The organism is Pseudoalteromonas sp. BMB, assembly GCF_001709235.1.
In the GTDB taxonomy this organism is placed as follows: domain Bacteria; phylum Pseudomonadota; class Gammaproteobacteria; order Enterobacterales; family Alteromonadaceae; genus Pseudoalteromonas; species Pseudoalteromonas maricaloris.
Genome location: NZ_MBQA01000163.1, coordinates 59,116 through 83,866 on the forward strand (window position 1 = coordinate 59,116; position 24,751 = coordinate 83,866).

Genomic DNA, 24,751 nt, shown 5'->3' on the forward strand with positions numbered 1-24,751 from the left:
TTACCCGACCACTAAAACGTAGATAAGTTTAATGATCAGGGTCACCATTAATAAAGGCAGTACATATTTGGCATACTTTTGCATTTTATCTAGTCCTAAACGCTGCTGATACTTTTCCAACAGCGGTATCAAGACGACCAACGCGATGACTAAACTCACTAATAATATAACTACGTTCATCTTAGCTCCTCTTTCTAAACAGGTATCTTACAACCAGTATTCACTTCAAGCAAAATTCCAGCTATGCTCATAAACACATCTGACCAGTAGAATAACAATGATGAAAACTGCTATCACCGAATTATTCGGCATCGAAAAACCCATTATATTACCTGGCATGAGCTGGATTTCTGTCCCTGAGCTTGTTGCGGCAGTGAGCAATGCTGGTGGCTTAGGTATTTTAGCCACGGGCCCGCTCAGTCAGGACGAGACACGTCAAGCAATACGAAAAATTCGTGCACTCACCGATAAGCCTTTTGGTATTGGTGTGACGTTAATGATGCCAGGCGCCAAAGAAAATGCCAAAGTCGCATTAGAAGAGCAAGTGCCGGTTATCAATTTTTCTTTAGGAAAAGGCGATTGGCTAGTACAAGCAGCTAAAGCCTACGGCGGAAAAGTCATTGCTACTGTGGTGACGCAAAAGCATGCATTAGCAGCACAAAAATCTGGCGTTGATGCGCTATTAGTTACAGGTCATGAGGCCGCAGCCCATGGTGGTGAAGTGACTTCACTGTGTTTAGTGCCGAGCATAGTCGATATTGTCGATATACCTGTGATTGCAGCAGGGGGATTTGCCGATGGTCGAGGACTTATCGCCGCGCTAGCACTTGGCGCAGAGGGCGTTGCGATGGGCTCTCGTTTTGCAACATCTAGAGAAAGCCCTTTGCATCAACATGTCAAAGATACTGTAGTAGAAAAAGACGTTGAACAGACGATTTACTCCAAAAACTTCGATGGTCTTTATGCTCGAGTAATGAAAACCCCCATGGCTGAAAAGGCAACGCGCCGCCCGATGAACTTTTTCATGGCCACCATAAAATCATTCAAGGCCGCCAAAATGGTCGACATGCCCTTATGGAAGCTACTACTAGGACTGTTATCTCAATTCGATAAAATTAAGATGCTGTCGCTCTTTGGTGCCGCCACCGAAAAACTTGAAGCCGCCACAATCCACGGAGATTTAGACCATGGCGTGCAGTTTATTGGCCAATCTCAAGGCTTAATTCGAGAAATCGAATCAGTACAAACCTTAATGGATAACATGATGGCTCAAGCCACTAAGGTGCATTCACGTATCGGTAACATTACAGCCGAGTAACTGATGTTTGGTATTGATGCGGTAAAAGCGGTATTATCTTGCTTAATATCGCTCTGGCCCTAGTTGCGCCACTCAAGTGCTAGCCATAAACTCTGATTTTATAAGTGACTTTCAATGCCTAAACATTATCTTTTCTACATTGAGCAGCCATATAGCTTTGCCATTCTGAGACCCCTCCAAAATGCTATCCGTGCTAACGGTGATGTAGTGAAGTGGTTTTTAAAAGGTAAAGATGTAAGTTCAAGTTCACTCGCACCAGATGAAGCAGAGTTACTAAGCGTAGAGGACGTCAAGGCGTTTAATCCCAGAGCAGTATTTGTACCTGGAAACGTTGTTCCTGACTTTTTTCCAGGCGCCAAAGTGCAAGTATTTCACGGATTAGAATATAAAAAGAAAGGTCACTTTGGGATCCGCGGTTTCTTCGATTTGTATTGTACTCACGGCCCAATTACCACCGCGCCATTTAACCAACTCGCTCAAAAACATGGTTATTTCTCGGTGATTGAAACCGGCTGGCCAAAACTCGACCCCTACTTTGATTACACTAAGCAAGAGAATGAAAAGCCAGTTATACTGTACGCTCCCACTTTTTCACCGAACCTTACATCGCTTGAAGCATTACATGCACAAATCAAACAGCTCGCAGAGTCAGGAAAATACAAAGTCCAACTTAAGTTTCATCCTAAGACGAAATTGCAGTGGCAACAGATGTATATGGAACTTGAAACCATCAGCGACTTTGAAATCGCCGGAAATGACAATCTTATTCCACTCATTCAGCAAGCCGATGTGGTGATTTCTGATACCTCTAGCGCCGTTGATGAGTCACTATTAATTGGTAAACCGGTTATCACTTTTAATAATCACCAACCTCAAGATGCCTTAATCAATATTACCGACGCAGGCCAATTATCTGAAGCGGTTGAACAAGCACTCAATCTGTCCGACGCACAAAGTGAACGTATTGAGCTATATATTCAGCAAGTGCACCCTTACCGCGATGGTAAAAGCGCCGAGCGCATACTCGCGGCAACAGAGACTGTAATTGCTGCTGGATTAAAGCGTAAACCACTTAATTTATTGAGGCGCTATAAAATACGTAAAGCGCTGAATTACATGAAGATAAAGTAAATATTAGTAACTTTTCGAGAATAAAAAAGCTCACTTAACTGTGAGCTTATGCAAGTTAATTTATCACTAATTTTAACACTCACACTGCCAATACTGGTTGCCAGTTTCTGACATCGGAGGACGACAACGAATACCTGTCGCGCCACCAGCGATGTTTGGTGTTTGCTCTTGAGGCAAGCTTTGTTTTTTATCTAATTGTTTTAATGCTGTTTTTTTAAATTTCAATTTCATCTTCTTATCCTTGAGTTAATCTTAATTTATAAATCATGTTGTTTAAGGTTGATAGTCCAACAAGTCGATCTCTACCTCATTAGGCTAACCTAAAACACTGCTCGACTATACTAACAACGGCACTGATCGTAATCCGTACCAGTCAACGTTTCCGTTAAACGGCATGGAATTCTAGTATTTGGCTCAGCACCACCAGCTACTTGAGGCGTTTGCTGTAAAGGTAGGTTCTAGTTTTTATCTAGTTGCTTCAACGCTGATTTTTTTAATTTTAATTTCATTATCATTTCCTTGAAATAGTCATTTAGTGATAAAAATTTATCACTAATTCTTAAGCTGCCATGAAAAAATAAAAAATCCAACACTATTAACAATAAAATTAACTTTAAAATTCACTCCCCACCACAAAAACCGATAACCACTTGTTAAATAAACACTTTCAACCAAGAACCCCAAAAAGCACACCGTTAAAAACAAACAAAAAATTAATAAACCTGCAATCTAATAAGATAAACTTACCTCAACTAGGCATCTTGTTGTTTATCCATAAAATCAGCCATACGCGCGAGCAACTCGGTTTCTGTGAGATCTTCTTTATGTGTGCCAATCGTCCAAATATGACCAAATGGGTCTCGTAGCGTTCCTGTCCTATCACCATAAAACTGATCACAAACGGGCGTGACTTGCTGTGCCCCCAATTCAATTGCCCCCGCAAACACAGTGTCCACATCGTCAACATACAACATCAAGCTAACGGGCGTGCCACCAAGCTCATTGGGATCTTTAAAGTGCATATCAGGGCACATATCTGAAAGCATCACATAAGAGTTACCAATCAGCAGCTCCGCATGTGCTATTCCTCCGTCTGGCATAGGTAACTGAAGCTTTACGCTAGCGCCAAAAGCAGCTCGGTAAAACTCGATAGCTTTTGCTGCACCAGCCACAATGAGGTAAGGCGTGAGTGAATGATAACCGGGAGGAATTGAAGAAGTCGCCATTACATGGGTCCTATAAAGTCCGTTAAGTTCCCCTCTAAAACTAGCCGATTATTTGAAATATGCGAATTAAAATTGTGATGCTCATGTTATTGCAACGATGAGATTTACTCATAACTCGAGTGTTGATTAACGAATTATTTACCTATATGCTAATTTGGTTTTGTTCATAAAACACACAACAACATGTAAGGGATCAGTATGAAACCAACTTCTATATTACGATTGGCTTGGACGAGCGGTGCTCTCATCCTCGCAGGCCAAGCAAACGCCTACGACTGTAGTAATTTAGCCCTGTGGTCTGAACAACAAGTTTACAGACAAGGGGATATTACACAGTCCCAAAACCAAGCATATGAAGCTAAGTGGTACAGTCAAAACGACAATCCAGCTGGCCACTCTGGCCCTTATGATGTCTGGCGGTCACTGGGAGCTTGTGCAACAGGGTCAGGTCAAGCGCCGAGTGTCGTACTCACCAGCCCAATTAATGGCGCTGTGCTGGGCGAAAATGACAGCGCTGTTTTTTCTGCTAATGCCAATGATGTCGATGGTGATCTGGCTTATGTCGAATTCTTAGTAAATGGGCAAGTCATCGCAACGGACACTACCGCGCCATTTCAAACCACTTGGAACGCAGTACTTGGCGAATACGATATCAGTGCAATTGCCACCGATTTACAAGGGCTAACCGGAAGTTCGCAATCAGCACAGATCACAGTAAAACCTGGCGGAGGAAATTTACCACCGAACGTATCCATTGTAGCGCCAGCCAGCGGTCAGCAGTTCTATCAAGGCGATATGGTAGGGATCAGCATCACAGCTGAAGATAGCGACGGTACTATTGCGGGAGTGGAAATTAGCGTGAACAATCAGCTTGTCGCGAACCTAACAACCTCTCCTTTTGAGTACCAATTCCAAGCGGAGCAAGTTGGCATAAACCAACTAAATGTAAAAGCGATAGACAATCAAGGCTTGGTAAGTGAGGCAAACCTTGCCATCGATGTGCTAACAAAAGTGGGAGGTGGCTGCCAAGGCCTTAGAGCATACAGCGCTGGACAAAATTACCAGGCTGGTGAACTCGTCGCTCATAATAATCATAAATATCGCTGTGATATTGCAGGTTGGTGTAGTTCAAACGCGCAATGGGCTTATGAGCCTGGTGCAGGCCAGTATTGGACCGATGCCTGGAGCGATTTAGGGATCTGCGCAATCGCACCAACCGTAACGTTCGAAAGCCCGTCCAATAATGGTACTGTTTTGGTCAATGCGCCCACCACTATCTCTGTTAGTGCTCAAGATACAGACGGCAGCATTGCTACACTGTCACTCTATGCCGACAACACACTCCTCGCCACAGCCAATCAAGGAACGCTTAGTCACAGCTGGACACCGACAGCCCTCAATCCGGTGAGTTTAAAAGCCATTGCCGTGGATAACGAAAGTAATCAAAGCGAGCAAACAATTACAGTGAATGTGACAGATAAACCGATTGCCGTTGATTTACTCGCCCCCACTAGCGGCAGCCAAATTACCTTGGGTAATTCCACTCAATTGATTGCACAAGCATCCTCTTTTGTTGGACAAATCACTCAAGTACAGTTTTATGCTGACGGCGTGTTACTCAATACAGACACAACGCCACCCTACGAATATAGTTATGCACCGGCCTCAATCGGCACAAAAACACTTTATGCCACGGCCACCAACGACAATAATGATCAGGTGTCCAGTAGCGGCGTGACTGTTCAAGTCATCGACAAACCCATCGGTAAAAAGCACAAACTGATTGGCTATTGGCATAACTTTGTCAATCCAGCTGGTTGCCCAATTCCACTTGATCAGATGTCTAATGCTTGGGATATCATTGATATTGCCTTTGCTGAAAATGATAGAAACTCGAATGGTACAGTGCACTTCACACCATTTGAAAAAGACATTCGATCTAACTGCCCGCCTATCGACCCGGTAAAATTCAAATCCGACATGCAGGCACTACAAGCGCAAGGTAAAGTTTTTGTGCTAAGCCTTGGTGGTGCAGAAGGCACAATTACCCTCAATACGGATGCTGATGAAGCGGCATTTGTCACTAGCCTCACCGATATTATTCAACAATGGGGGTTTGACGGGCTCGATATCGATTTAGAGAGCGGCTCAAACCTTGTGCATGGCTCTCAGATCCAAGCTCGGCTGCCAAGAGCATTAAAGCAAATTGAACAAAATATTGGTGGCAATATGGTACTTACCATGGCCCCGGAACATCCCTATGTGCATGGTGGCATGATTGCCTATTCAGGTATTTGGGGCGCTTATATTCCACTTATAAACGAGCTACGCGATACATTAGATTTACTTCACGTACAGCTATACAACAATGGCGGCCTACCTAACCCATATGAACCGGGAAGTGCTCCAGAGGGCTCAGTGAACATGATGGTTGCCCATGCAAAAATGTTGATTGAGGGATTTGATCTTGCTGATGGCACCCGCTTTGTGCCACTTAGGGATGACCAAGTAGCCATCGGTCTACCTTCTGGTCCACAGTCGGCAAATTCAGGCCAAGCGCCTATCGGCAATATCATCAATGCCTTAGATTGTTTAACCAAAGGTACAGGATGTGGCACTATCCAACCTAGCAAGACTTATCCGAACTTTGGTGGCGTGATGACATGGTCGATTAACTGGGACAAGTACGATGGCTATAACTTCTCTCAACCCATTGGCGATAAATTAACGCAGATGAATCAAGGAAATTAAAACTACATTGGCCTGAGCTTGGTATGTACGTCAAACGTTATGCTGAGCTCAGGTTGATTAATCAATAAAATACAAAAAATAAAGGCAGGTACAGCCCAGATCCTGCTTACTTGATTGCTAACAATTTTCAGTCGTGTAGTTGTCACATCTAGCGCTTGTACAAAGTGCCGTGGTGATTAGATCACACTCTCTAGTCGTGGTTTCACAACCAATCGTGCCAGGCCTCGTTGTATAACCACCTGCCACATTAGGCGTCGCAGCATAATCAAGTGTTTGGCTGTTTTTAGATAAAGACTTTAATTTTTTAACCGTTAATTTCATTGGTAATCCTTTTTTGTTTTATTGATAAATTCATGAACTAGCTCGTAATAATTTAGTCCTGAATTTAAGTTGTATCACCTGAATAAAAAACACTCAACCCAATTAAAGCAACAATTCAATCATTCGCGTGTTATCACTGTATTTTTGCCAGAACCACACTGAATAACCCTATAACTTAGGCTATGTAGCAATCAGCCAACGACACAAGCAAACAAGGCAGATAAACAGCCAACAGCTTTTTGCTTGGAAATAAACTATTTCTCCCCTACTATTAGAGCGTTACACGCAAATTCATAATGAATCCCAAGGTCGATATGAAATCTTTTCCATCGCTTTATTTAACAAATCTATTCTTAGTCGGTGGGACAGGCCTGCTGACCACTTACTTAGCGCTTTATTTAGGCCAGCACGGCGTCAGCACGTTTTGGATCGGCTTGCTTACCTCGTTTTATTACTTGGGTTTGTTGCTCGGTGCTAAATTAGGCTACCACTTGATCAAATCAGTTGGGCATATTCGCGCGTTTGCGGCAAGCACAGCGGCAGTGACGGCCTGCGTAGCGATACATGGGGTGAGTGACAATATCTATCTTTGGCTTGGACTACGACTAGTGGTGGGTCTTGGCATGATGTGTAACTTTATGGTGCTCGAAAGCTGGCTGAATGAACAAGCGGCACCTGAGCAGCGAGGGCGGGTGTTTTCTTTTTACATGCTCACCTCCTACCTCGGTATGGTAACTGGGCAGTTTGCGCTTTCTAATTTTCCTGAGCTTGGCTATGCGCCGCTGTTTTTAATTGTTGTTGCCTTATCCTTTGGAATTATCCCCATTTCAACGACGAGGCGGATCCACCCCAAGCCACTTAAGCCTATTCAAGTCAGTCTGTTTACCTACTTCAAAAAAGTGCCTCAATCTCTTACGGCGGTTTGTTTTGCTGGTGTAATTAATGGCAGCTTTTATGGCCTTGCCCCGACTTTTGCAAGCCAGTCAGGATTTAATGCCGAAGAAATTGCCATGTATATGTCGGTAACGATTTTTGCAGGTTTGCTTGCACAGTGGCCAATGGGCATTATCTCTGACCGAGTTCGCAGAAGTATCTTACTACGCAGTAACGCTGTTTTTATCGGTTTGATTTCTCTTTGTATATTTTTGCTTCCGCTGAGCCCAAGCTACAGTCTTTGGCTGACTTTTGGCTTTGGGTTATTTGCATTTACCATGTATCCACTTTCTTCAGCACTAGCAAACTCCCGTGTTGATGATGAAGACCGTGTTGGCGTTTCTTCTGCGCTGCTGGTGGCGTTTGGGGGAGGTGCCTGTGTTGGCTCGGCCGCTATTGCACAGATCATGTCCCATTTTGGTCATCAAGCCCTATACGCTTCGTTAAGCGCACTAACCGTTGTTATGTTCTTACTCCTCCACTTTATCAACGCTAGACAAAAAGCCGAGCAGCCAGAGCCTAGCGACTATGTGGCTGCGACTTCTGATATTACCAGCTCACCGCTCGCTGCCACCATGGACCCGCGTATCGAGGAAAAAACAGCACATGAGCAGCTACTTGTCGTTGACGAAGACGCGCCTCGCGATAACGACGATGAACTCGACGACAATGAGCAAAATAGTGAGCCAACCGAGGAGCTGGACGAAACGACTAACAAGCCTCAGCCATAGCCTGACTGATAAGCACTCGTCACCAAAGATTGCCTAATCAAGGTGTTATCAGCTATGTTTATAGAATGTAGCTGATGATTGATGAGTATTGTGATTTGCAAAATACTTGGATTGCCTTTGGTGGCGTTATGCTGCTCACGGCTGGTACCATAGCCAATAGCTGTGAGCTTGCTGTACTTGATGGTAGTGTCGTGCTCAGTTCCTCAAAGATACAGCCTAAATGTCGTTTTAAACAAGATCAAACCGGTCTGTTGTCTGCTGCGGCTAAGTTCACCTCAGCGCTAACCCATCAAACGCCAAATTCTAAAATAAAGCGGTTATCACAGGAGCAAGTTCAGCAATCATGCAACATCGACGCTACACAAGGCAGTTTGACTTGTACATTTAATGGTAAAAGCGACCACTTCACGCTGACTAACACCGTTAAACAGGGGAAAATCGCATCAATAAACTGGCAAGATGATGAATATGTTTACCTTGGCTGGATGACCAACACTGAGGTATTAATGGGCTATATTGTGTTTGGCGCGCTTAACAAGCACAGCGATCCCTTTTTCATTCCCGCCTCCCAGTTTTGCCAATATGGTCTAAGCCCGCATATTATCGACCTTGGTAAGGGCGACTTATTGTGCCAAAACCACGAGGGGCTTTGGTCTCATAGCCGCTTACTGCCTCTACCACAGCCCTGCCAACAACCACAACAAATGATCCAAGATAAAGGTGGGATTTGGGCGCTGGAGTTTATCGAAAGTAGTTATCAATGGCGGATCTGCAGATACAACGATAACGCAGGTAGCCTATTAGCCGCATACGAATACAGCATAGATTTAAAGGCAACGCTGGCTCGGTATGACTTACAGCCCAGTGATTACACCCAACTTACTTTTTTATCCAATGGCGATACTAACGCTATCGCGAATGCGGTGGAAATGGATAACGTCTTTCCGGTCAGTGATATTACGCCAGAGCTTGACCCGCAAACGATAGAGCTGCCTATTCAGCAGCTACAATACAAACTGACTAAACTAGATTAATCGCCACTTACTCTTGTGCTTCACGTAGCACTTGCGTTTGGCTATTTTGCTTTCTAAATTGGTTTGGTGTGGTTCCCGTAGCGATTTTAAATGCTCTAGTAAATGGTCCAACCGACGCAAAACCACTTTCTAGGCCAACGACAAGTACTGGCCAATGCTGTTTAGCGGGGTCTTGTAACAGCACTTTGGCATGCTCAACCCTCAACTCATTGACCAATTGGCTGAAATTTCGCGCTTTCAGGTTTTGCCGTATCACTCGGCTTATCTTGTATTCAGGTTCATTAAATTGCTGAGCCAAGTCAGCAACTTTTAACCCTTCTTTAAGAAAGCCTTTTTGCTCGATAAGAAAGTGTTCCACCTCTTGCTGGAGCGCAATATCAGCCTCGGTTTGTGTTGGCTCATTTGATTCAACGCACCTAACGGATGCAATTGTACGTTGAGATGAAAATCGCCAATACAGTAACACTTGCGCCGTCAATATAATGAGGATAGCTGCGCTTGTCACTGCCCATTCTTGAACCTCACGATTGTCGGCAAAGCGATTTTCGATTAGTTTAGTGCCTGCGACGCAAATAAAATAAGCGGATAAGAATAGCACCCTTTGTGCTTTTTCTTGCCCTTGAGACTGCGAGAACCCTCTGCACCCTTCCCAAAATGCCAGCATGAGTACACTAGATGACAACAACAAGGTAAGCTCATACGCCGCAATGTTAAGCCACTCAACAAATCCGCGAGCGTTCATGTGTAATTGACTATCGATAAACAAATAACCTTGTCGCCATATGACCAAGGCAGCAATGGCGATTGCAAACACAACATGCCTTTTTAAAATGGCCTGTTTTTCTCTAAATAGTGCCCTAGCAAGCAACCAAAACCCATTACAGGTCACACAAGCGCCCATGCCAATTAAATACTGATATCCATTTAAGGAGTCCTGAGTCAGCTTTTTGGTCGTGGCCAATGCTATCGAGCCGCACACTAAAGCAAAGAGTAAATGTGCTGCTTTTTTCTCTTTTACAAAAAGCTGAGCAACAACCAAAGTGCAACATAGGCTAAGCAAAAGTAGGTAATAGTTTTCAATAGTCATGGTGATTGAAGGAATATTGGTAGACACAGAAACTCTAACAGCCACACCAAAAGCATTCAAATTAACTTTGTAAGTAAACTTAACACCAGCATTTTTAAAATTCGGCCTACTTTCTTTGCTTTGATTTTCAAAATCAAAGCGACGAGATAGCAAAACCTTGTCATTTTATATATCAAGTTCATTGATTTATAAGGATAAGTATTTTGTCTTCCCTCAATCAAACCAAAACAACTGGGCTTTTCTTTAGTCCCTTTAGCGTATTGAATGGTGCCGTAAAGAGCTGGATATGTGTCGCACTGCTCGGGCAATGGATGTTTGCTGTTTATATCTTAGGCCTATATGCCATCCCGCTTATCGTGGGACTCACAGAGCAAAGTGCAGCGGTTTCACCGGCGAGTGGACACACAAAAGATGCCAAGATGTTTTTTAGCCATGTTTTACCCGCTGTGATTTTGGCCACCAGCGGCTTATTACAGCTTATTCCTGCGGTGCGAAAACGCTTTCCACGCTTTCACCGCTACAACGGACGCGTATTTTTTATTCTCGGTATTTCGGGCGCACTCACTGGGTTATATCTCACTTGGGTAACCGGTCTTAGGCTAAGCGATATTGGTGCCATTGGGATAACACTCAACGGTATATTAATTCCCATTGCGATATTTTTTGCTTGGCGCGCTGCCATACAAAAAAATATCGCCGCACATCAACGTTATGCCGTACATAGTTTTTTCTTGGTTAATGGGGTGTGGACGTTTCGTCTTTATTTGTTTGGTTGGTACATGGTCAACCAAGGCTTCAATGGCAATACCGCAACCTTAGATGGCCCTGTCGATATATTTATTTCGTTTGCCTGCTATCTGCTACCAATGGCACTCGCAGAACTCTACTTTTGGGCAAAACGCCAAACCAAAGCCAGCGCACCGGTGTGGATAATCGCGGTGATGATGAGCTTAGGTTTTGTGATCACCGCGATTGGCGTTTGCGCGGCCGCTGTCATGATGTGGTGGCCACGCATTTCAGCCGTCTTTTTTAGTTAAATTACAGTTTAATCAGCTAGGAGTAGAAACATGCTTTCAGTCACAGCGAACAAAATCAACAAAGGCCTAATTACATCGGCAATCTTACTCGTGATATTAACGCTGATGTGGCAACATTTAAACGGCGGCATAGTCAGTCACCACTTACTTCACAGAGCAGATTTTCCGGCAGTATCTAACGCATGGGGCATTATCATAATTCCCGTATTAGCTTGGCTTACTGCACGGCGGCTCCATGAAGCAATTGGCACAGAGGGCATTAAAAAAACGGCACCCGTGGTTATTCCTACTGAGTTTTTGGTCGCATTCTTTGTGATGTTACTCTTTAGCTTGTTGCAATCAGCCCTTTGGGAGTTCGGTTATCAAAGCCTCACCATGTATACAGCCTTAGGACTATTGATAGCTGGGCTATTTTATCCAATCTACCGTTCAGAATGCATATTGGGACACCTGGTCGGTGCTAGTTTTACCTTTGGATATGTTATTCCACTAATTGGCATTTTAGTGATGGCAATCGTTTCAGTGTTTTCTCTTTTTTGCTTAAAACCTATCTTTTCTAAACTACTCAAGAAGACACAAACACCAATAAGAATGGAGTGATAGTGACCTTAAAAGGCTCAAGACAAAACAAATAATTCCTAGGCGCTGCTATATAACCCGTTCCTTGTTGTTTTGACTCGTGTTAAATTAGCGATGATTTTTAATCAAGGAACGAGCGGTTATGCAAACTAGGTTAGTTACTCACATTGTTATCGCGGCTATTTTTACATTGCTGTCAATTGGTAACGCTGTTGCTAATAACTCAGCAGTTCCGAACTCGACACTGCAGCTTTCATCCGCTTATTTTTCGCAAAAAAGAACGGTTCATATCGTCCTGCCACCAAGCTATGAGCAAGGCAATACAAGCTATCCAGTGTTATATCTAACTGATGGTCAGAGCAATCTTGAACATACCGCTTCAGCGGCTCGCTTCTTGGCACAACAAAATAAAATACCGGAACTTATCATTGTTGCCATCGAAACCAACGAACACCGCACTCGAGATCTAACCCCGCCTTATCGCAAAGGCAGCCTTGCGGTACTGGGACATTTTGCAGGCCCAACACGGCAGCAAAATCCAGGCGGTGCAGAAATGCTACTGCAATTTATCGACAAAGAACTCATCCCTTACGTAGACAAGCATTATCGAACATCCGGCTATCGCGCGTTAGCAGGACACTCATTCGGTGGGCTGTTTGCAACCTATGCGCTACTTGAAAAACCCGATTTATTTAATGGTGTGATGTTGGCAAGTCCAAGCCTTTGGTGGGATAAAGAGCGATTATTAAATGACTTACTAGCAAAAGCGTTAATCAACAAGTGTATCTACATCAGCATGGCAGACGAAAGCGCAATCATAACGCAGCCATTTCAACGTCTTAATGATGCTTGGCGAAAGCCAAATGGAATTGACTTCAAAGCGCAGCACTTTAGCGGCGAAACCCATACGAGCGTCGTCTACCCGAGCTATTATCATGGTCTGCAGCACCTCTTTAACCATTACCAGCCATCCTTGAAGGTAGCGACCGCCGGTGTCACTCAGCTGGAAAATCATGTCGCCATCGCTAAGTCACTATATGGACTCAAGGCTTACCCCTATAGTGCGCTGACTTCGCTCGGGAATGCCGCCCTATTCGAACGTAACTTCACTGCGGCCATCAACCTGTTCAGCTTTGTGAGCCAGCACAACTCAGAGTCTCTCAATGCACTGCAGCAATTGGCCATGGCTTATCAGCAAAAAGGAGATAAGCCATCACTATTAAAGACCTACCAAGCCATGCTTAAGCTTGAAGGGCTAAGTGAAAGCGAACAAAAACATTTGCTCTCTGAAATCAAAGTATTGCAACGCCTACATTAACTGATTTTTTCTAAAGTGATGATACTCACTCAACGCAAGTGGCACGGAAACCACTGGATTTTGTGAATGCCCGGCGCCCTCGCTAATGCTGTGTCCCCAACGCACATTGGCAGGCGCATGCTGTTCAAGTGCATCTAATAAACCATGAAATGACCCCGTAATAATGTCATTCTCAGCACCGCCGATGGAGAGGTAAATATACTTAGGTTTACCTTGAATATTGGCTAGGCTTTTTGCGAATTCTTTAACGACAACCGAGTCGTCGTACCACGCAGCAGGACTAAAAGCAAAGTAGCCATCAAAAAGTGCAGGTTTAGTCACCATGGTATAAAGTACAAAACTTCCACCAGCAGAGAACCCGCTTAACACACGGTTGTCGTTAATTGAGTAGTTAGCTTCTAAATAGGGTAACAGCTCGCTTTCAACAAATTGCAAAAAACGATCTGCACGACCAAAAATGGCAGGATCATTGTCACTCTCTGGACGGGCCTCAATCGCAACATCTTGTCGAGCATAAGGCGGCACTAAGTCGCGGTTGCGGGTCTCTGTCCAAAATTGATTGGGAATAGACACTAAAATGGCATCTTCTACCCTACCTTGTTCGGCAAGGCTGCTTAGGACCTCATCCCATCGCGCGAGATTAAAGTTGCCGTCGGTGCGAATAATGAGTGGATAACTATGTGCCTTGTCATATCCTTTTGGGAGGCGAATAAAGACCTTTCGATCTTCATTAAGCACTTCTGAAGACAACACTACATCAACATAATCTGAAGTGTAATGAGACTAATACTGGGTAAACTTCCAACCAGCGGCGACGATGGCAATTAAACCTAAGAGAGAAAAGAGATATCGCTTCATAAAACTTCCTGTCATTGTTTTTATTATTTCGTACTGTTGAATACTGTTTACTTCATCCTACTGTATATTTTTTAGAAACTAAATCGCAATCGCTATTATATCAGGCAGCTAAACATAACATCATGAAAATACTAAAGTTTACGTCAAACCTAAATGTAAGATTATGTTTTATAAAATAAATTGTCGCTGTAATGTGGTGTAATGGATAAAATTAGAATCTACCCTACCCTTACGCTGCGCAACAAATTTGCAACCAATTAAGTTCATTTTTTTTACTTGCGCAAATCATGTATCTGCATCAGCAGTACAGCCAGATACTTCTTACACCATTTGAACAATACCTTGTCGCAGCCGTGAGGTTTTTCGATTAGATAATGCAAATGGTATCTTTTGACATGGAGTTCACGATGATGAAAATCTTAGTATCTGCCATTGTTTTGGCAACCACAATGTCGAGTTTCAATTCGCTCGCTGCGCCTGAATCTTATGGCGTGCTTTTTTTAGATCGCAGTAGTTCAATGAACACGTTGCGCCCAGATGGACAAAGCCGATGTTCATTCTCAAAACAACAAGCAGTGCAAAAAGTATCAAAATTCTTTTTAGATGCCACAATTAATGGCCAACAGCTAAATGTGAAAACGTTTGCTAGTGGCGGTCAAATTCAATCCCTAACTAACGGGTTTGTCGGTTTCAATGCGGCAATGATGGCACTCTATCAACTCGATCCAGAAGGGTGCTCAGGGCTAACTGCACTTGCACAAGCTATGTGTGATGGCGCTGATGAGTTGAGAGTAAACTACTCAACGGAAGCCGCTAATGGCGCACTGTTAAGAGTGTATGGATCTACTGATGGCGGCGAAAATGACAGCCCAGCCTCTAGCTGTGGCGGCTCAAATTGGCAAACGAGCGTAACCTCTAAATACCTGTTTGAGCTACCACCAGTGCAATTCAATGCCACAATCTATACAGGCACAGTGCAAAATATTCTGGCTAATAAAGATAAGATGTATGTATTAGATGTTTCATCTGCATCTCAGTCGGTATCTAGTACCCCTACATTTCAGTTTCTTAAACAGCTGAGTATTGACACTGGTGGTACTTACGAGGAGATCAGCGACTCAGATGGCGGCGACCCAGGCGACTGGTAATTCACCAAATACAAAACTATATAAAGGTCGATAAGGCCTTTTTTCTATTCGTCGTTGAGAAAATACAGAATGTTGTTTTTACACATTATTTAAAATAAAAAAACAATTAAATTACACAAAGCGCAAATACCTAAGAATCTTCAACTACACTCTTCGTGGGCATTTGCCCTGTGCAAGTTAAAAGGAGATTGTAATGAAGATTAATGGCAAACAACCGAACTTTCTAATCATTACCACCGATGAAGAGCGCTTCCCTCCGCCTTACGAAAATTCACAAGCAAAAGAGTATCGACTCAAGCACAGTGCGTGCATGGCAGAAATGCGCCGCTGTGGCATGGAATTTATGAATCATAATGCAGCAGCGACGGCATGCGCACCAAGTAGAACATCCATTTACACGGGACAATATCCATCACTACACGGTGTGAGCCAAACACCTGGAATTGGCAAGTCGTCATTTGATCAAAACATGTTCTGGCTGGCTCCCAATACCGTGCCAACCATGGGCTCTTGGTTTCGCGAAGCAGGTTATCAAACCTATTATCGTGGTAAGTGGCACCTCTCCGATGAGGATATTATCGTGCCGGGGAGTCAGCAAGCGCTGTATAGTAACTCTGCAACCGGAGAGCCTTACCCAGCAAAACAAGCTCTCTATGAGCGCGCAGAGCGTCTAGATAAGTTTGGTTTTAGTCAATGGATAGGTCCTGAACCTCATGGCGCAGCAGAGAACAATTCAGGCACATCTCGAGACCCGGGATTTGCCAATCAAGTTTGTGAAACCCTTAAACAACTTGAAGAAAAGGCACAAAACGGCGACCAAACACCATTTTTACTGGTTTCTTCATTCGTAAACCCTCATGACATTGTATTAATGGGACAAAAAGATTGGTTTTCCAACTTTTATGCTGAAAAAGAAGCCGGTAACCTTCCAAGTGTTGCGCCAGCCCCAAGCCAAACTGAAAGCTTAATGGACAAGCCTAGATGCCAAAAAGACTATCAGCTTATGTACCCGCATATGTATCTACCACAACCACCAGATGAAACCTATCGACAGTTTTATTACTACCTAATCGCAGAAGTGAATAAGCATATAGAACAGGTAGTTAACGCATTAAAGCAGTCATCTTTTTATGAAAATACTATTGTCGTTTTTACCTCAGATCATGGTGAGCTACTGGGTGCTCACGGCGGTCTACATCAAAAATGGTACACCGCATATCAAGAAGTATTAAACGTGCCGTTTATTATTTCTAATCCTGTGCTTTTCAATCAACCTAAGCAGCTTGATATCACCACATCGCACATCGACTTACTGCCTACCCTGCTTGGTCTAGCAGATATAGATATTGAGCAAACTCGTACTCAGCTTGCTAAAGATCACAGTGAGGCACAGCCACTCGTTGGCAGAAACCTAGCCAACGTCATTTTAGGTGAAGCGTCGCCCAAAGAAGAAGCCATTTACTTTATGACCGATGACAACATCGAAGTTGGCAGTGATATGACGAATATGCTTACCGGTAAAGCTTACAATAGTATTATCCAACCGAACCATATTGAAGCCGTAATAACGCAACTACCGGATATCAGCGGTGACACGAAATGGAAGTTTGTGCGTTATTTTGATAACGCTAGATTCTATGAGCAAGACCCGAACCAAGTTGATCTTGGTGGTAACGATGAGCCTACCACGCAAGCGTCTGTGAGTAATGTCGTTGGCGTCGGCAACCCAGACGGAATAACAACCACTCAGTTCATTCCCAGTGAATACGAGTGTTATAACTTGAGTGAAGATCCGACGGAAGAGAACAACCTGTTAAGCCCGTTTTGCGAAACGCCATTGGATGCGCGGATTTTAAAAGCGCTACAATTTACGCTACGAGAGCAGCGTAAAGCCAAACGTTTATTACCACAAAACCTCAATGAAGCACCGCAAAAGCCAGTCAACCAGCAAGTGCCGATTAGAAGGTAATCGAAAAGCTCTGCAAGTAGCCCTGAAATATGCGGGCTACTTGCGATATAGATATTTATACTTTTTTAAACACTGCCAGCAACTGACTTAGCACCGCCGCAATAATGACACCAATCACCGCACCCAATCCAAGCTTGGCGATAATACTCAAAAACCAGCTCATTGCAGGGATCAGCTTTTCAATAGCGTGAACAATTTCTTCGAGTAAGTGGAACTGGTGAGCCAAAATATCAACGCCAACTAAAAGCATTGCCAGCACACCAGCGACTGACAAAAACTTCATCAGACCGTTAGCAAAATAAAGCAGCCCCTTACCCACCCCACGTTTTATCGCCGCAAGTGTAGTCTTAGTTGCGTCCTTAATCATGGCTAAACCAATATCATCAAGCTTAACAATCAGGGCCACAATTCCGTAAACCCCGATTGTCAGCGCAAGTCCAATTAACGAAAGGACTATTGCTTGCTTTTCAAAAGGCTGATCAGCAATCGCCCCCAGCGCAATAATGATAATTTCCGCCGACAGAACAAAGTCGGTAACAATAGCGCCCTTGATTTTGTCTTTTTCAAACTCGACTAAGTCAACACGCTCATCCTCAAGCGCTTTGACAAACTCATCGGTTTCTTGCTGTTGCTCCTGACGGTGAAAAATAGCGTGGAGAATTTTTTCGCCGCCCTCAAACAGCAAGTACAGCGCCCCTAAAATTAGCATAATGGGGATCATAAACGGCGCAAAGTAACTGCAAGCCAAAGCAACAGGCACTAAAATAAACTTGTTCAGCAAGGAGCCTTTAAACACTTTCCATACGACTGCAAGTTCCCGATCTGGTTTGATCCCGCCCGATAGTTGCTCTGCGTTGACGGCAAGATCGTCTCCTTACACCGGAGCGGTTTTCGTTGCGGCTAATTTTGTTAACGCAGCGACATCATCGAGCAAGGCAAGTAAGTTTGCGGATGGCATAGCACACTCCTTTCGTTTAAGTTATTCATCAGGTGCGGTTGTCAACTAACTGTTTATGTAACGCGCATATAGTGCTTGCAAAAATGCCAACGCTCAACAAAAACAAAGTTGAAAAATCAATCGCCCTAAGTGTATGGCTGTCTATCATACAGCGAACATGATATTGCAGGCATGACCGCTTCAAGACAACTTAAATGTTGTTTTAATTCTCTCGGCTCGGTAATTTTTTTATACCGGATCCAAGGGATCAAAGGCGTAGTGTCGTCCTGCTTTGCAGTTAGATAAGCCTCATACCCTTTTATCCATTCATTCAACAAACCAAATGCATATGCATAAGGTAACAATGCTTCATACTCCGCTTTTTCGACTCCTTCAGCGAAGCAGTGCTGACTCTTAAGTTTAATGTATTGATAAAATTGCTGAGACTGCAATACCCAAGCCTTAAATTGCTTGGAAGGCCCGATAAATGAAAAGAAAGCCGCAATAAAACCTAGGTAAAAGAAGTGAAAAACCACACTGGTACCATTCACCAGCTCATCATCACCATCAACACACATCCATAATAAGAATAAATAGGTAGGAATATAAATTAACGCTCGTACAAGCCACATTTCTCGGCTCTTTTTATCTTCGCTGCGATGTTCTATGAACATCTCTACAATAAGCACCGCAATTAATAATATAGAAGTGCACAATAAAACTACAATTAAACTACCCGCAAACACTTGCCACCCATTGCCAGCACCAACTCCAATCACAACAAATGAAGCACTTAACCAAAGTAAAATAGGCGCTATAAAAGCAAGAAAGTTTACATTATGCTGAGCTTTCCCGACTTCGGCATTATTCACATAATGACATATTATTTCTGTGAAAGACGTTCTCCCCTCGTTTCCTTTGTTAATAACAAAGCGGTTTTTTATCACTCGTTTTCGCTTGCGTTTTCCACTCGGGTTTTGCACGTCTTGCTGTTGATAAAAGTAACGTTGCAGTTTACCGCTTAACCCAACCGCCTCTGGCTGGCTCGGCGCTTCAGGATTTAACTGAATTTGATGCAGCTTTTTTGGGTCAACATTACTAAATTCATCGTTGTTTTTACCCCGTTCGCTAATCGTTAACTGTTTCGCCACTGCAAGCTTTAACACCTCAGCTAACGCGTCTTTTGCTGTTAGCATGCGTTCGATATTTGCAGCAACCAGTTCTCTTACCAAGCAAATCGGTAAGTCTGGTGGTTGAGCTGAACAAGGAAGCGCATCGGCAAGTTTTGGCAATGCATGGAGGCGCTTACGCGTTTGCCACACAGCCAATGCAAATAGCATTAAAAACGGCAAAGCAATAAATAACACTCTAAACGGATACCATACTTTGCGGTAAAGATAGTTATCCTTAAACACACCTTTTTCAAACGCGAGGGCGATTTCTCCCTGTGCTTTATCTGCTATCTCAGATTGACTCTCGAATAGGAGCTGATTACGTCCATCAACCATCCCATCATGTATCACAAACGCATCATTGTTTAGATGATCGACAAACAATTGGTGCTCCTTGAGCGTTGCAGTTTGAGGATAGAGAATCGAGACGGTAAGCTTGTTTATTTTCAGATTTACATTCGGAAAGAGTGAATAAGTCAATTCGTCCAATGCCGGATAAAACCGCATACGGTTTTTTGATTGATATCGCACTTCAAATTGCTGAGCCTGCCCTTGCTTTGGAAGCAGCTCTTTGCTTATTACGAGCGTTACTGCACTTCTATCGTAGTTATACTTCAGTGCATAACGCACTTCTTGCTCGTCAATTTTTACTGAGTCAATGCTGATATCGCTCAGATAGTGTGTACCATCTGGATACCTCACATCCAGCTCAATTGTTTGCGCGAGCCCCTGCCAATCGAAGTTTCCCCCTTGCAGTATGCCTTGCTGAGTAACTTGCAGTGCACCCGTTTTATTAATATCGAGATTAACTTGTAGCTGAGAGAAGTGAGGATCCGCTACCGACGCATCTTTAAATCTCAAATAAGCCAGAGAAGGCGCGCTCACAACCAATAAAATGATTGCCAGTAATACACCATAAAGCGTGGTAAACCAAAAGCGGTTAGTCATTGTTCAAATCCTTTGAATGCGCAGCGCTAAGTCTATGTAACTCAGCTCAATTTGCGCAGCAGACTAAAGCAAATAAGGTCTAATTTCAACACTAAAGTTACCGTTAAAAACGCCGCTTTTGGCGAGTAGACCTTGATAATATTTGCACATCACCGGTTGACTTTTTGGCTATATACGCTCCCTTTTGGTGCAACGAACAACCGCCTTAACGCATGCTAATTGACACCGAAATAGCGCAGTGATCGCTGAGCATTTTCTCTTCAGACATATCCGCAAAAAAGTGTACGCTGGGGTCGAATTTTACCGTGTTTGCAAGTTTGTTGCTTAGCAATATATGGTCAATCGGCACAGGGTAGCGTGGGTGACAGCCTGTCAGTGTTTCAGTTGCGTTCACCAAAGGTACAGAGACGCTATTTTGGTGCTTGGTTAACTGCTGCCAAAATTGATTGTCGCCATGGCTTAAACGATGATTGAAGTCACCCAACACAATGGTGTTGCTATTTGCGTGTTTCTCCAACCAAGATTTAAGTACTGGTAACTGCTCTGCCAGCAGTCGACAAGCCTTTTTATCCGAAGTCGAATAGTTATCAACAAAACAGCCGCTTTTAAGATGAACATTAAGCACTGAAAGCTCACCAAACTGAGTATCTAAGGTCACAACTAGACCATGCCTTAGCCCTTCAACATCCACGCTAAGTTCGCTCACGTTATCCACTTTGCTTAGGACAAGGTTATTTCTAATCGCAAACGCGGTTTTCTGCTGTGTAGATAGATTGCCACTTCCTCTACAGTCGTACGTCGCGCTATTAGCTCGACTTGAAATCAGTAATTGCCATTCACTACTTGGAAAGACCTGCTCTAATGCCTTAACCGATGCGACTTCCTGCAGCGCAATAACGTCTGCATTAAGCCCTTTTGCATAATCGCGCAGCGCGCTTATCTCCTGCTCGTCACGAGGCCTACATCCTGCACTCGATGGATATGCTAAATGCTCCATGTTCCAAGTCGCGATTTTAAGCGGAGCGACGGTTGCTTGGCCGCTTACCGCGGAGGAACCGATATTTGAAGGCTCCGACTGGCATCCCAATAGCGAGAGGCTAAAAATAGTGCTAAATACAAATGCAGTTAATTTTGTTGTCATAATGAATCCAATCTAGGCGATAAAATCTAAAGTCAGTAGTAATCGCTTTTCCCCTGTTACTACTGCTGGTGAGCGATGCACTAAGCCACGGCCTTCATTTCCGTCCCAACGCTCACCTTTTAATAATGCCACATCCCCACAGGCAAGCTGTATTGCGTCAGCTTCAGGAGAAATAGTCAGTTTGTTGCCATCCCTTGATACGTGCTGGTTTCTAAGCCACTCGCTGCCAGCGCCTGCGAGTGTAGTCACCAGTCGTACTGGCACTTTATCAACATGAAATTTCGGGCACATTGCAGTCTCGAGCGTTTTTAACCGTAAGCCAACGACACGAAGTTCAAATAAGCAGCTAAACATATCTACTATTTCAATAATATGCGCCATCATCGCATCACTAAAATTCAACCGCTTTAACGACTCACTGACTTCGCAAGTGATCTTGCTAGTCGCAATTTGTAGCGCTAATTCTAGCTCTTTTGCTGTTTCTAAGTAGCGGCCAAACTCTGCTTTCAAAGCAGGAGATAATGCATGTTGCCAAATCACAATATTGATTTTGGGCTCATAAATCTTGGTTAACACGGTAGCATGTTCTGACTGCTGATGATGCACTGAGTCCACGTCAAGCAAGGGCTCTATAGGCATAAGGCTATTCATAGTAACTCCAAATAGGGTTTTATTTAGTGAAAGTTGCGACGCAGCGCATAGTTTCGAAGATGAGAGTAGGAGATGAGCATAGAGCCAAGTACTGTAAACAAGGTTTCTCCGCGCTGTTCACCTAAAATAGTTGCTAGCACCAAGAATGTGCAGCCCATTAACCCCAAGCCCACTACAAGACCTGACTTATGCCGCAAATAGCCAAATCCAAGGGCCAATACGCTAATGGGTAGCACGGCTATGAGTAACCATTCGTGAAAAGCTTCATCAGAGAGCGCGAGTAACCCCGCAAAGGGAGGAAGTACAATTAATAAAAAAGGTAATATTAAACAATGGACTAAGCACAACATAGATAACCCAATTGCTGCTTTGTCTCCAAACGACTGTACTTTTGCGTTCACGCTTTCTCCTTCGTCATGCCTGCATTAAATTGATACAATATAACATACCAAACAAAAAAGAGTGAAATATTAAAAGCTGTACTACAAAAAGAGTTTTCGATAAAAAGCCCAACATAAAAAAGTGGCGTGTATTTAAAGCACCTAGAGAGTCAATCTCTGCTTGTCGTGATTTTTACGGTGTTGTAGCAAATAAACGCAAAGGTACTTTGGAAAGTGTTTGATCAAATAGGAATGAACTGAATTACAATTCACAGGTTTGAGATTCAGAACAAATCTGTGAATTGATGAGTAATCGCTGACTATGGAGAAAGGTTACGCGTTACACCCCATCGTTTCACACTCTGGATAGGCAGATGGACAATGTGTTGTTCCACAAAAATAAAAGTCTGTATAACCTCGATTGTAACCACCAGCAATTTGCGCAGTGGCATTTTTAACAACTTGGCTATTGTCTTTATTGAGTACTTTCATGTTTCTTTTCTTAAGGCTCAGTTTCATTTTATTTCCTTAATGATCATTGTTTAAAGTTTCTAAATTGGAAACTAGCTAATGACTATACTGACAGCAGAGAAACAAATAATCAACATGAAAAACATTTATTAAACACCTTGTTGAATGACCTCTAAACCTAAACTAGCATCGCCTTATTCGGTATTGCATCCGTCAACCATGGTAACTTCGGCTTCAAAGCGTGAGCAAAATACATGTTGGTCTTGATCTGAGTGGGGCTACGCTGTATGTAGCGATGATGTCAAACCCTGTTTTAACAAAATCAATCTCAGCAGTTAGTGGCTGCTGAAAAACCGAAAAAAGTAGCTATCATTGCCTGTATTAGAAAGATGCTTGTGATATTAAACTCGATGCTACAAGATGGTGTAATATGGTAAGCGCCAACAGCTTAAAAATAGCTAGTGACGCTGTAATCTCTTGTTAGCCCGAAATCAACGCTGCAGTAGAACTCAGGGCAATATTGGGATGCTTAGACAGAGTAAAATTATGGTGTGAAATAATCGAAGGTGCATCTAAATGAGGCTTACCGTGTGTTGTATGAGCATCCTCTATCAAAGTGACTTTATAGCCTTTATTGGCTGCACTAAACGCGGTTCTATCTATACAAAACTCTGTTGAATAGCCACATATGAGCACATGCTCAACTCCATTTTCATTTAGATACCCTCTTAAACCTGTATCTTGGAACGAGTCTGGAGTTCTTTTGCGAACCTTATAGCCAGAATCATTAATTGTTAAATCTGAAAACAGTTGCCAAGCATCACTTTCTGGCTCTAGCACCCCCGGGATTTCATGTTGTATAAATACAATTTCAATTTCAGATGAGCTAGCGTAACCCAATAATTGTTTAATATTGCTTATTACATTTTCAGATAAATATGGAGGACTGGTGGAACCAAAAACTCCATTTTGAACATCTACGACTAAAAGTGCCGATTTCATATTACTTCCTCCTAGGGCTCGCCTTTGTTACAAAGACAAAATTTGCTTGGCTATAATCATTGAAAAATGTACGCACGCCAAGTGTTTTGTGCCTGCTCTTTCAGCACTTTGTTAAGTTACTAATACTCTATGCAATATAAACATAAATCGCTGACACCCACCACTAATTTGCACCGTCCTAAGATACCGCCTAAGCTTTAATTCTGCACTCAAAGGATTGAGGAAACTAAACTATGGCTACTGCCCGTAAAAGACAAATCAGTTTAACCGACACCAAATATTATCACTGTATCTCCCGTTGCGTAAGGCGCGCGTTTCTGTGCGGTGAAGATAAATTTACCGGAAAATCATACGAACATCGCCGGGATTGGGTTGAAGAAAAGCTCCTGATGTTAGGCTCCGTGTTTTGTATTGATATCTGTGCTTATGCCGTGATGAGTAATCACACCCACATTGTTTTATATGTTGATGATAAAAAAGCTAAGCGTCTGTCGGATAAAGCGATTGTGATACGGTGGCACAAGTTATTTAAAGGCAATTGGATAAGCCAAAAGTTTAGTGAAGATGAGCCACTCAGAGAGTCGGAGCGATTGATACTCGATGAGCTG

At 43.3% G+C, this 24,751-nt stretch carries 22 protein-coding genes and 3 pseudogenes; 12 read left to right on the forward strand and 13 right to left on the reverse strand.

Annotated elements, in window-relative coordinates; translation table 11 throughout:
* Positions 1-180, reverse strand: coding sequence for a hypothetical protein (locus BB427_RS12600; protein WP_010370747.1), 180 nt, complete (start codon positions 178-180; stop codon positions 1-3).
* Positions 181-280: 100 nt separating this feature from the next.
* Here BB427_RS12600 and BB427_RS12605 point away from each other — a divergent pair, with 100 nt between their 5' ends.
* Together BB427_RS12605 and BB427_RS12610 are read left to right on the forward strand one after the other, a co-directional pair.
* Entirely contained in the window at positions 281-1,318 is a 1,038-nt protein-coding gene (locus BB427_RS12605) for an NAD(P)H-dependent flavin oxidoreductase (protein ID WP_069020995.1), read from the forward strand.
* Positions 1,319-1,432: 114 nt separating this feature from the next.
* Complete coding sequence (locus BB427_RS12610) at positions 1,433-2,449, forward strand: CDP-glycerol glycerophosphotransferase family protein (protein ID WP_069020977.1); 1,017 nt, start codon at positions 1,433-1,435, stop codon at positions 2,447-2,449.
* Between the two features lie 72 nt (positions 2,450-2,521).
* Here BB427_RS12610 and BB427_RS24485 read toward each other — a convergent pair whose 3' ends face one another.
* On the reverse strand, positions 2,522-2,680 hold the full coding sequence (locus BB427_RS24485) for a hypothetical protein (protein ID WP_172439955.1): 159 nt from the start codon (positions 2,678-2,680) through the stop codon (positions 2,522-2,524).
* Between the two features lie 521 nt (positions 2,681-3,201).
* Positions 3,202-3,675 (reverse strand): VOC family protein, encoded by a 474-nt coding sequence (locus BB427_RS12615; RefSeq protein ID WP_069020978.1) that lies wholly within the window; start codon positions 3,673-3,675, stop codon positions 3,202-3,204.
* A 198-nt stretch (positions 3,676-3,873) separates the two neighbouring features.
* Between BB427_RS12615 and BB427_RS12620 the strand changes: the two genes are divergently transcribed.
* Positions 3,874-6,426: an Ig-like domain-containing protein gene (locus BB427_RS12620; protein WP_069020979.1), complete on the forward strand. Its 2,553-nt coding sequence runs from the start codon at positions 3,874-3,876 to the stop codon at positions 6,424-6,426.
* A 117-nt stretch (positions 6,427-6,543) separates the two neighbouring features.
* Here BB427_RS12620 and BB427_RS12625 read toward each other — a convergent pair whose 3' ends face one another.
* A complete protein-coding gene (locus BB427_RS12625) occupies positions 6,544-6,747 on the reverse strand; it encodes a hypothetical protein (protein ID WP_039492149.1) in 204 nt (67 codons plus the stop codon).
* Between the two features lie 314 nt (positions 6,748-7,061).
* Between BB427_RS12625 and BB427_RS12630 the strand changes: the two genes are divergently transcribed.
* Both BB427_RS12630 and BB427_RS12635 read left to right on the forward strand, forming a co-directional pair.
* Positions 7,062-8,411: an MFS transporter gene (locus BB427_RS12630; RefSeq protein ID WP_045989630.1), complete on the forward strand. Its 1,350-nt coding sequence runs from the start codon at positions 7,062-7,064 to the stop codon at positions 8,409-8,411.
* Positions 8,412-8,485: 74 nt separating this feature from the next.
* Positions 8,486-9,445, forward strand: a complete 960-nt coding sequence (locus BB427_RS12635) for a hypothetical protein (RefSeq protein ID WP_069020980.1) — start codon at positions 8,486-8,488, stop codon at positions 9,443-9,445.
* A 7-nt stretch (positions 9,446-9,452) separates the two neighbouring features.
* On the opposite strand, the gene BB427_RS12640 is transcribed toward BB427_RS12635, so the two are convergent.
* Complete coding sequence (locus BB427_RS12640; protein ID WP_254663628.1) at positions 9,453-10,559, reverse strand: helix-turn-helix domain-containing protein; 1,107 nt, start codon at positions 10,557-10,559, stop codon at positions 9,453-9,455.
* A gap of 176 nt (positions 10,560-10,735) precedes the next feature.
* Here BB427_RS12640 and BB427_RS12645 point away from each other — a divergent pair, with 176 nt between their 5' ends.
* The 3 genes from BB427_RS12645 to BB427_RS12655 all read left to right on the forward strand — a co-directional run bounded on the left by BB427_RS12645 (position 10,736) and on the right by BB427_RS12655 (position 13,466).
* A complete protein-coding gene (locus tag BB427_RS12645; protein WP_069020981.1) occupies positions 10,736-11,569 on the forward strand; it encodes a DUF2306 domain-containing protein in 834 nt (277 codons plus the stop codon).
* Positions 11,570-11,599: 30 nt separating this feature from the next.
* On the forward strand, positions 11,600-12,169 hold the full coding sequence (locus BB427_RS12650) for a hypothetical protein (protein WP_069020982.1): 570 nt from the start codon (positions 11,600-11,602) through the stop codon (positions 12,167-12,169).
* 121 nt (positions 12,170-12,290) lie between these two features.
* Positions 12,291-13,466, forward strand: coding sequence for an alpha/beta hydrolase-fold protein (locus BB427_RS12655; RefSeq protein WP_069020983.1), 1,176 nt, complete (start codon positions 12,291-12,293; stop codon positions 13,464-13,466).
* On the opposite strand, the gene BB427_RS12660 is transcribed toward BB427_RS12655, so the two are convergent.
* A complete protein-coding gene (locus BB427_RS12660; RefSeq protein WP_254663629.1) occupies positions 13,458-14,219 on the reverse strand; it encodes an alpha/beta hydrolase in 762 nt (253 codons plus the stop codon). The two genes, BB427_RS12655 and BB427_RS12660, sit on opposite strands and share 9 nt — an antisense overlap.
* A 512-nt stretch (positions 14,220-14,731) precedes the next feature.
* Between BB427_RS12660 and BB427_RS12665 the strand changes: the two genes are divergently transcribed.
* Positions 14,732-15,472: a hypothetical protein gene (locus tag BB427_RS12665; protein ID WP_069020984.1), complete on the forward strand. Its 741-nt coding sequence runs from the start codon at positions 14,732-14,734 to the stop codon at positions 15,470-15,472.
* 193 nt (positions 15,473-15,665) lie between these two features.
* Positions 15,666-17,441 carry a sulfatase-like hydrolase/transferase gene (locus BB427_RS12670; protein WP_069020985.1) on the forward strand — a complete coding sequence of 592 codons (1,776 nt, stop codon included), beginning with the start codon at positions 15,666-15,668 and terminating at the stop codon, positions 17,439-17,441.
* Positions 17,442-17,496: 55 nt separating this feature from the next.
* On the opposite strand, the pseudogene BB427_RS12675 reads toward BB427_RS12670, so the two are convergent.
* The 6 genes and pseudogenes from BB427_RS12675 to BB427_RS12700 form a co-directional block, all read right to left on the reverse strand.
* A pseudogene (locus BB427_RS12675) lies at positions 17,497-18,399 on the reverse strand (DUF808 domain-containing protein).
* Positions 18,400-18,524: 125 nt separating this feature from the next.
* Positions 18,525-20,498, reverse strand: a complete 1,974-nt coding sequence (locus tag BB427_RS12680; RefSeq protein WP_069020986.1) for a DUF2207 domain-containing protein — start codon at positions 20,496-20,498, stop codon at positions 18,525-18,527.
* 205 nt (positions 20,499-20,703) lie between these two features.
* Entirely contained in the window at positions 20,704-21,639 is a 936-nt protein-coding gene (locus tag BB427_RS12685; RefSeq protein WP_069020987.1) for an endonuclease/exonuclease/phosphatase family protein, read from the reverse strand.
* A 12-nt stretch (positions 21,640-21,651) separates the two neighbouring features.
* On the reverse strand, positions 21,652-22,290 hold the full coding sequence (locus tag BB427_RS12690) for a DUF1826 domain-containing protein (protein WP_069020988.1): 639 nt from the start codon (positions 22,288-22,290) through the stop codon (positions 21,652-21,654).
* A 23-nt stretch (positions 22,291-22,313) separates the two neighbouring features.
* Positions 22,314-22,691 carry a MerC domain-containing protein gene (locus BB427_RS12695; protein ID WP_069020989.1) on the reverse strand — a complete coding sequence of 126 codons (378 nt, stop codon included), beginning with the start codon at positions 22,689-22,691 and terminating at the stop codon, positions 22,314-22,316.
* Positions 22,692-23,003: 312 nt separating this feature from the next.
* Complete coding sequence (locus tag BB427_RS12700) at positions 23,004-23,189, reverse strand: hypothetical protein (protein WP_069020990.1); 186 nt, start codon at positions 23,187-23,189, stop codon at positions 23,004-23,006.
* A gap of 235 nt (positions 23,190-23,424) precedes the next feature.
* On the opposite strand from BB427_RS12700, the pseudogene BB427_RS24185 reads away from it, so the two are divergent.
* Positions 23,425-23,578, forward strand: a pseudogene (locus tag BB427_RS24185) (IS110 family transposase); the annotation flags it as partial.
* Positions 23,579-23,621: 43 nt separating this feature from the next.
* Here the strand turns inward: BB427_RS24185 and BB427_RS12705 are convergent.
* Positions 23,622-24,143 (reverse strand): cysteine hydrolase family protein, encoded by a 522-nt coding sequence (locus tag BB427_RS12705; RefSeq protein WP_069020991.1) that lies wholly within the window; start codon positions 24,141-24,143, stop codon positions 23,622-23,624.
* Between the two features lie 233 nt (positions 24,144-24,376).
* Here BB427_RS12705 and BB427_RS12710 point away from each other — a divergent pair.
* Positions 24,377-24,751, forward strand: a pseudogene (locus BB427_RS12710) (transposase); the annotation flags it as partial.

Bases quoted from the DNA above. Each gene is read 5' to 3' on its own strand.
- BB427_RS12600 (WP_010370747.1), bottom strand. From the start codon at position 180: ATGAACGTAGTTATATTATTAGTGAGTTTAGTCATCGCGTTGGTCGTC.
- BB427_RS12605 (WP_069020995.1), top strand. From the start codon at position 281: ATGAAAACTGCTATCACCGAATTATTCGGCATCGAAAAACCCATTATA.
- BB427_RS12610 (WP_069020977.1), top strand. From the start codon at position 1,433: ATGCCTAAACATTATCTTTTCTACATTGAGCAGCCATATAGCTTTGCC.
- BB427_RS24485 (WP_172439955.1), bottom strand. From the start codon at position 2,680: ATGAAATTGAAATTTAAAAAAACAGCATTAAAACAATTAGATAAAAAA.
- BB427_RS12615 (WP_069020978.1), bottom strand. From the start codon at position 3,675: ATGGCGACTTCTTCAATTCCTCCCGGTTATCATTCACTCACGCCTTAC.
- BB427_RS12620 (WP_069020979.1), top strand. From the start codon at position 3,874: ATGAAACCAACTTCTATATTACGATTGGCTTGGACGAGCGGTGCTCTC.
- BB427_RS12625 (WP_039492149.1), bottom strand. From the start codon at position 6,747: ATGAAATTAACGGTTAAAAAATTAAAGTCTTTATCTAAAAACAGCCAA.
- BB427_RS12630 (WP_045989630.1), top strand. From the start codon at position 7,062: ATGAAATCTTTTCCATCGCTTTATTTAACAAATCTATTCTTAGTCGGT.
- BB427_RS12635 (WP_069020980.1), top strand. From the start codon at position 8,486: ATGATTGATGAGTATTGTGATTTGCAAAATACTTGGATTGCCTTTGGT.
- BB427_RS12650 (WP_069020982.1), top strand. From the start codon at position 11,600: ATGCTTTCAGTCACAGCGAACAAAATCAACAAAGGCCTAATTACATCG.
- BB427_RS12655 (WP_069020983.1), top strand. From the start codon at position 12,291: ATGCAAACTAGGTTAGTTACTCACATTGTTATCGCGGCTATTTTTACA.
- BB427_RS12665 (WP_069020984.1), top strand. From the start codon at position 14,732: ATGATGAAAATCTTAGTATCTGCCATTGTTTTGGCAACCACAATGTCG.
- BB427_RS12670 (WP_069020985.1), top strand. From the start codon at position 15,666: ATGAAGATTAATGGCAAACAACCGAACTTTCTAATCATTACCACCGAT.
- BB427_RS12680 (WP_069020986.1), bottom strand. From the start codon at position 20,498: ATGACTAACCGCTTTTGGTTTACCACGCTTTATGGTGTATTACTGGCA.
- BB427_RS12685 (WP_069020987.1), bottom strand. From the start codon at position 21,639: ATGACAACAAAATTAACTGCATTTGTATTTAGCACTATTTTTAGCCTC.
- BB427_RS12690 (WP_069020988.1), bottom strand. From the start codon at position 22,290: ATGAATAGCCTTATGCCTATAGAGCCCTTGCTTGACGTGGACTCAGTG.
- BB427_RS12700 (WP_069020990.1), bottom strand. From the start codon at position 23,189: ATGAAACTGAGCCTTAAGAAAAGAAACATGAAAGTACTCAATAAAGAC.
- BB427_RS12705 (WP_069020991.1), bottom strand. From the start codon at position 24,143: ATGAAATCGGCACTTTTAGTCGTAGATGTTCAAAATGGAGTTTTTGGT.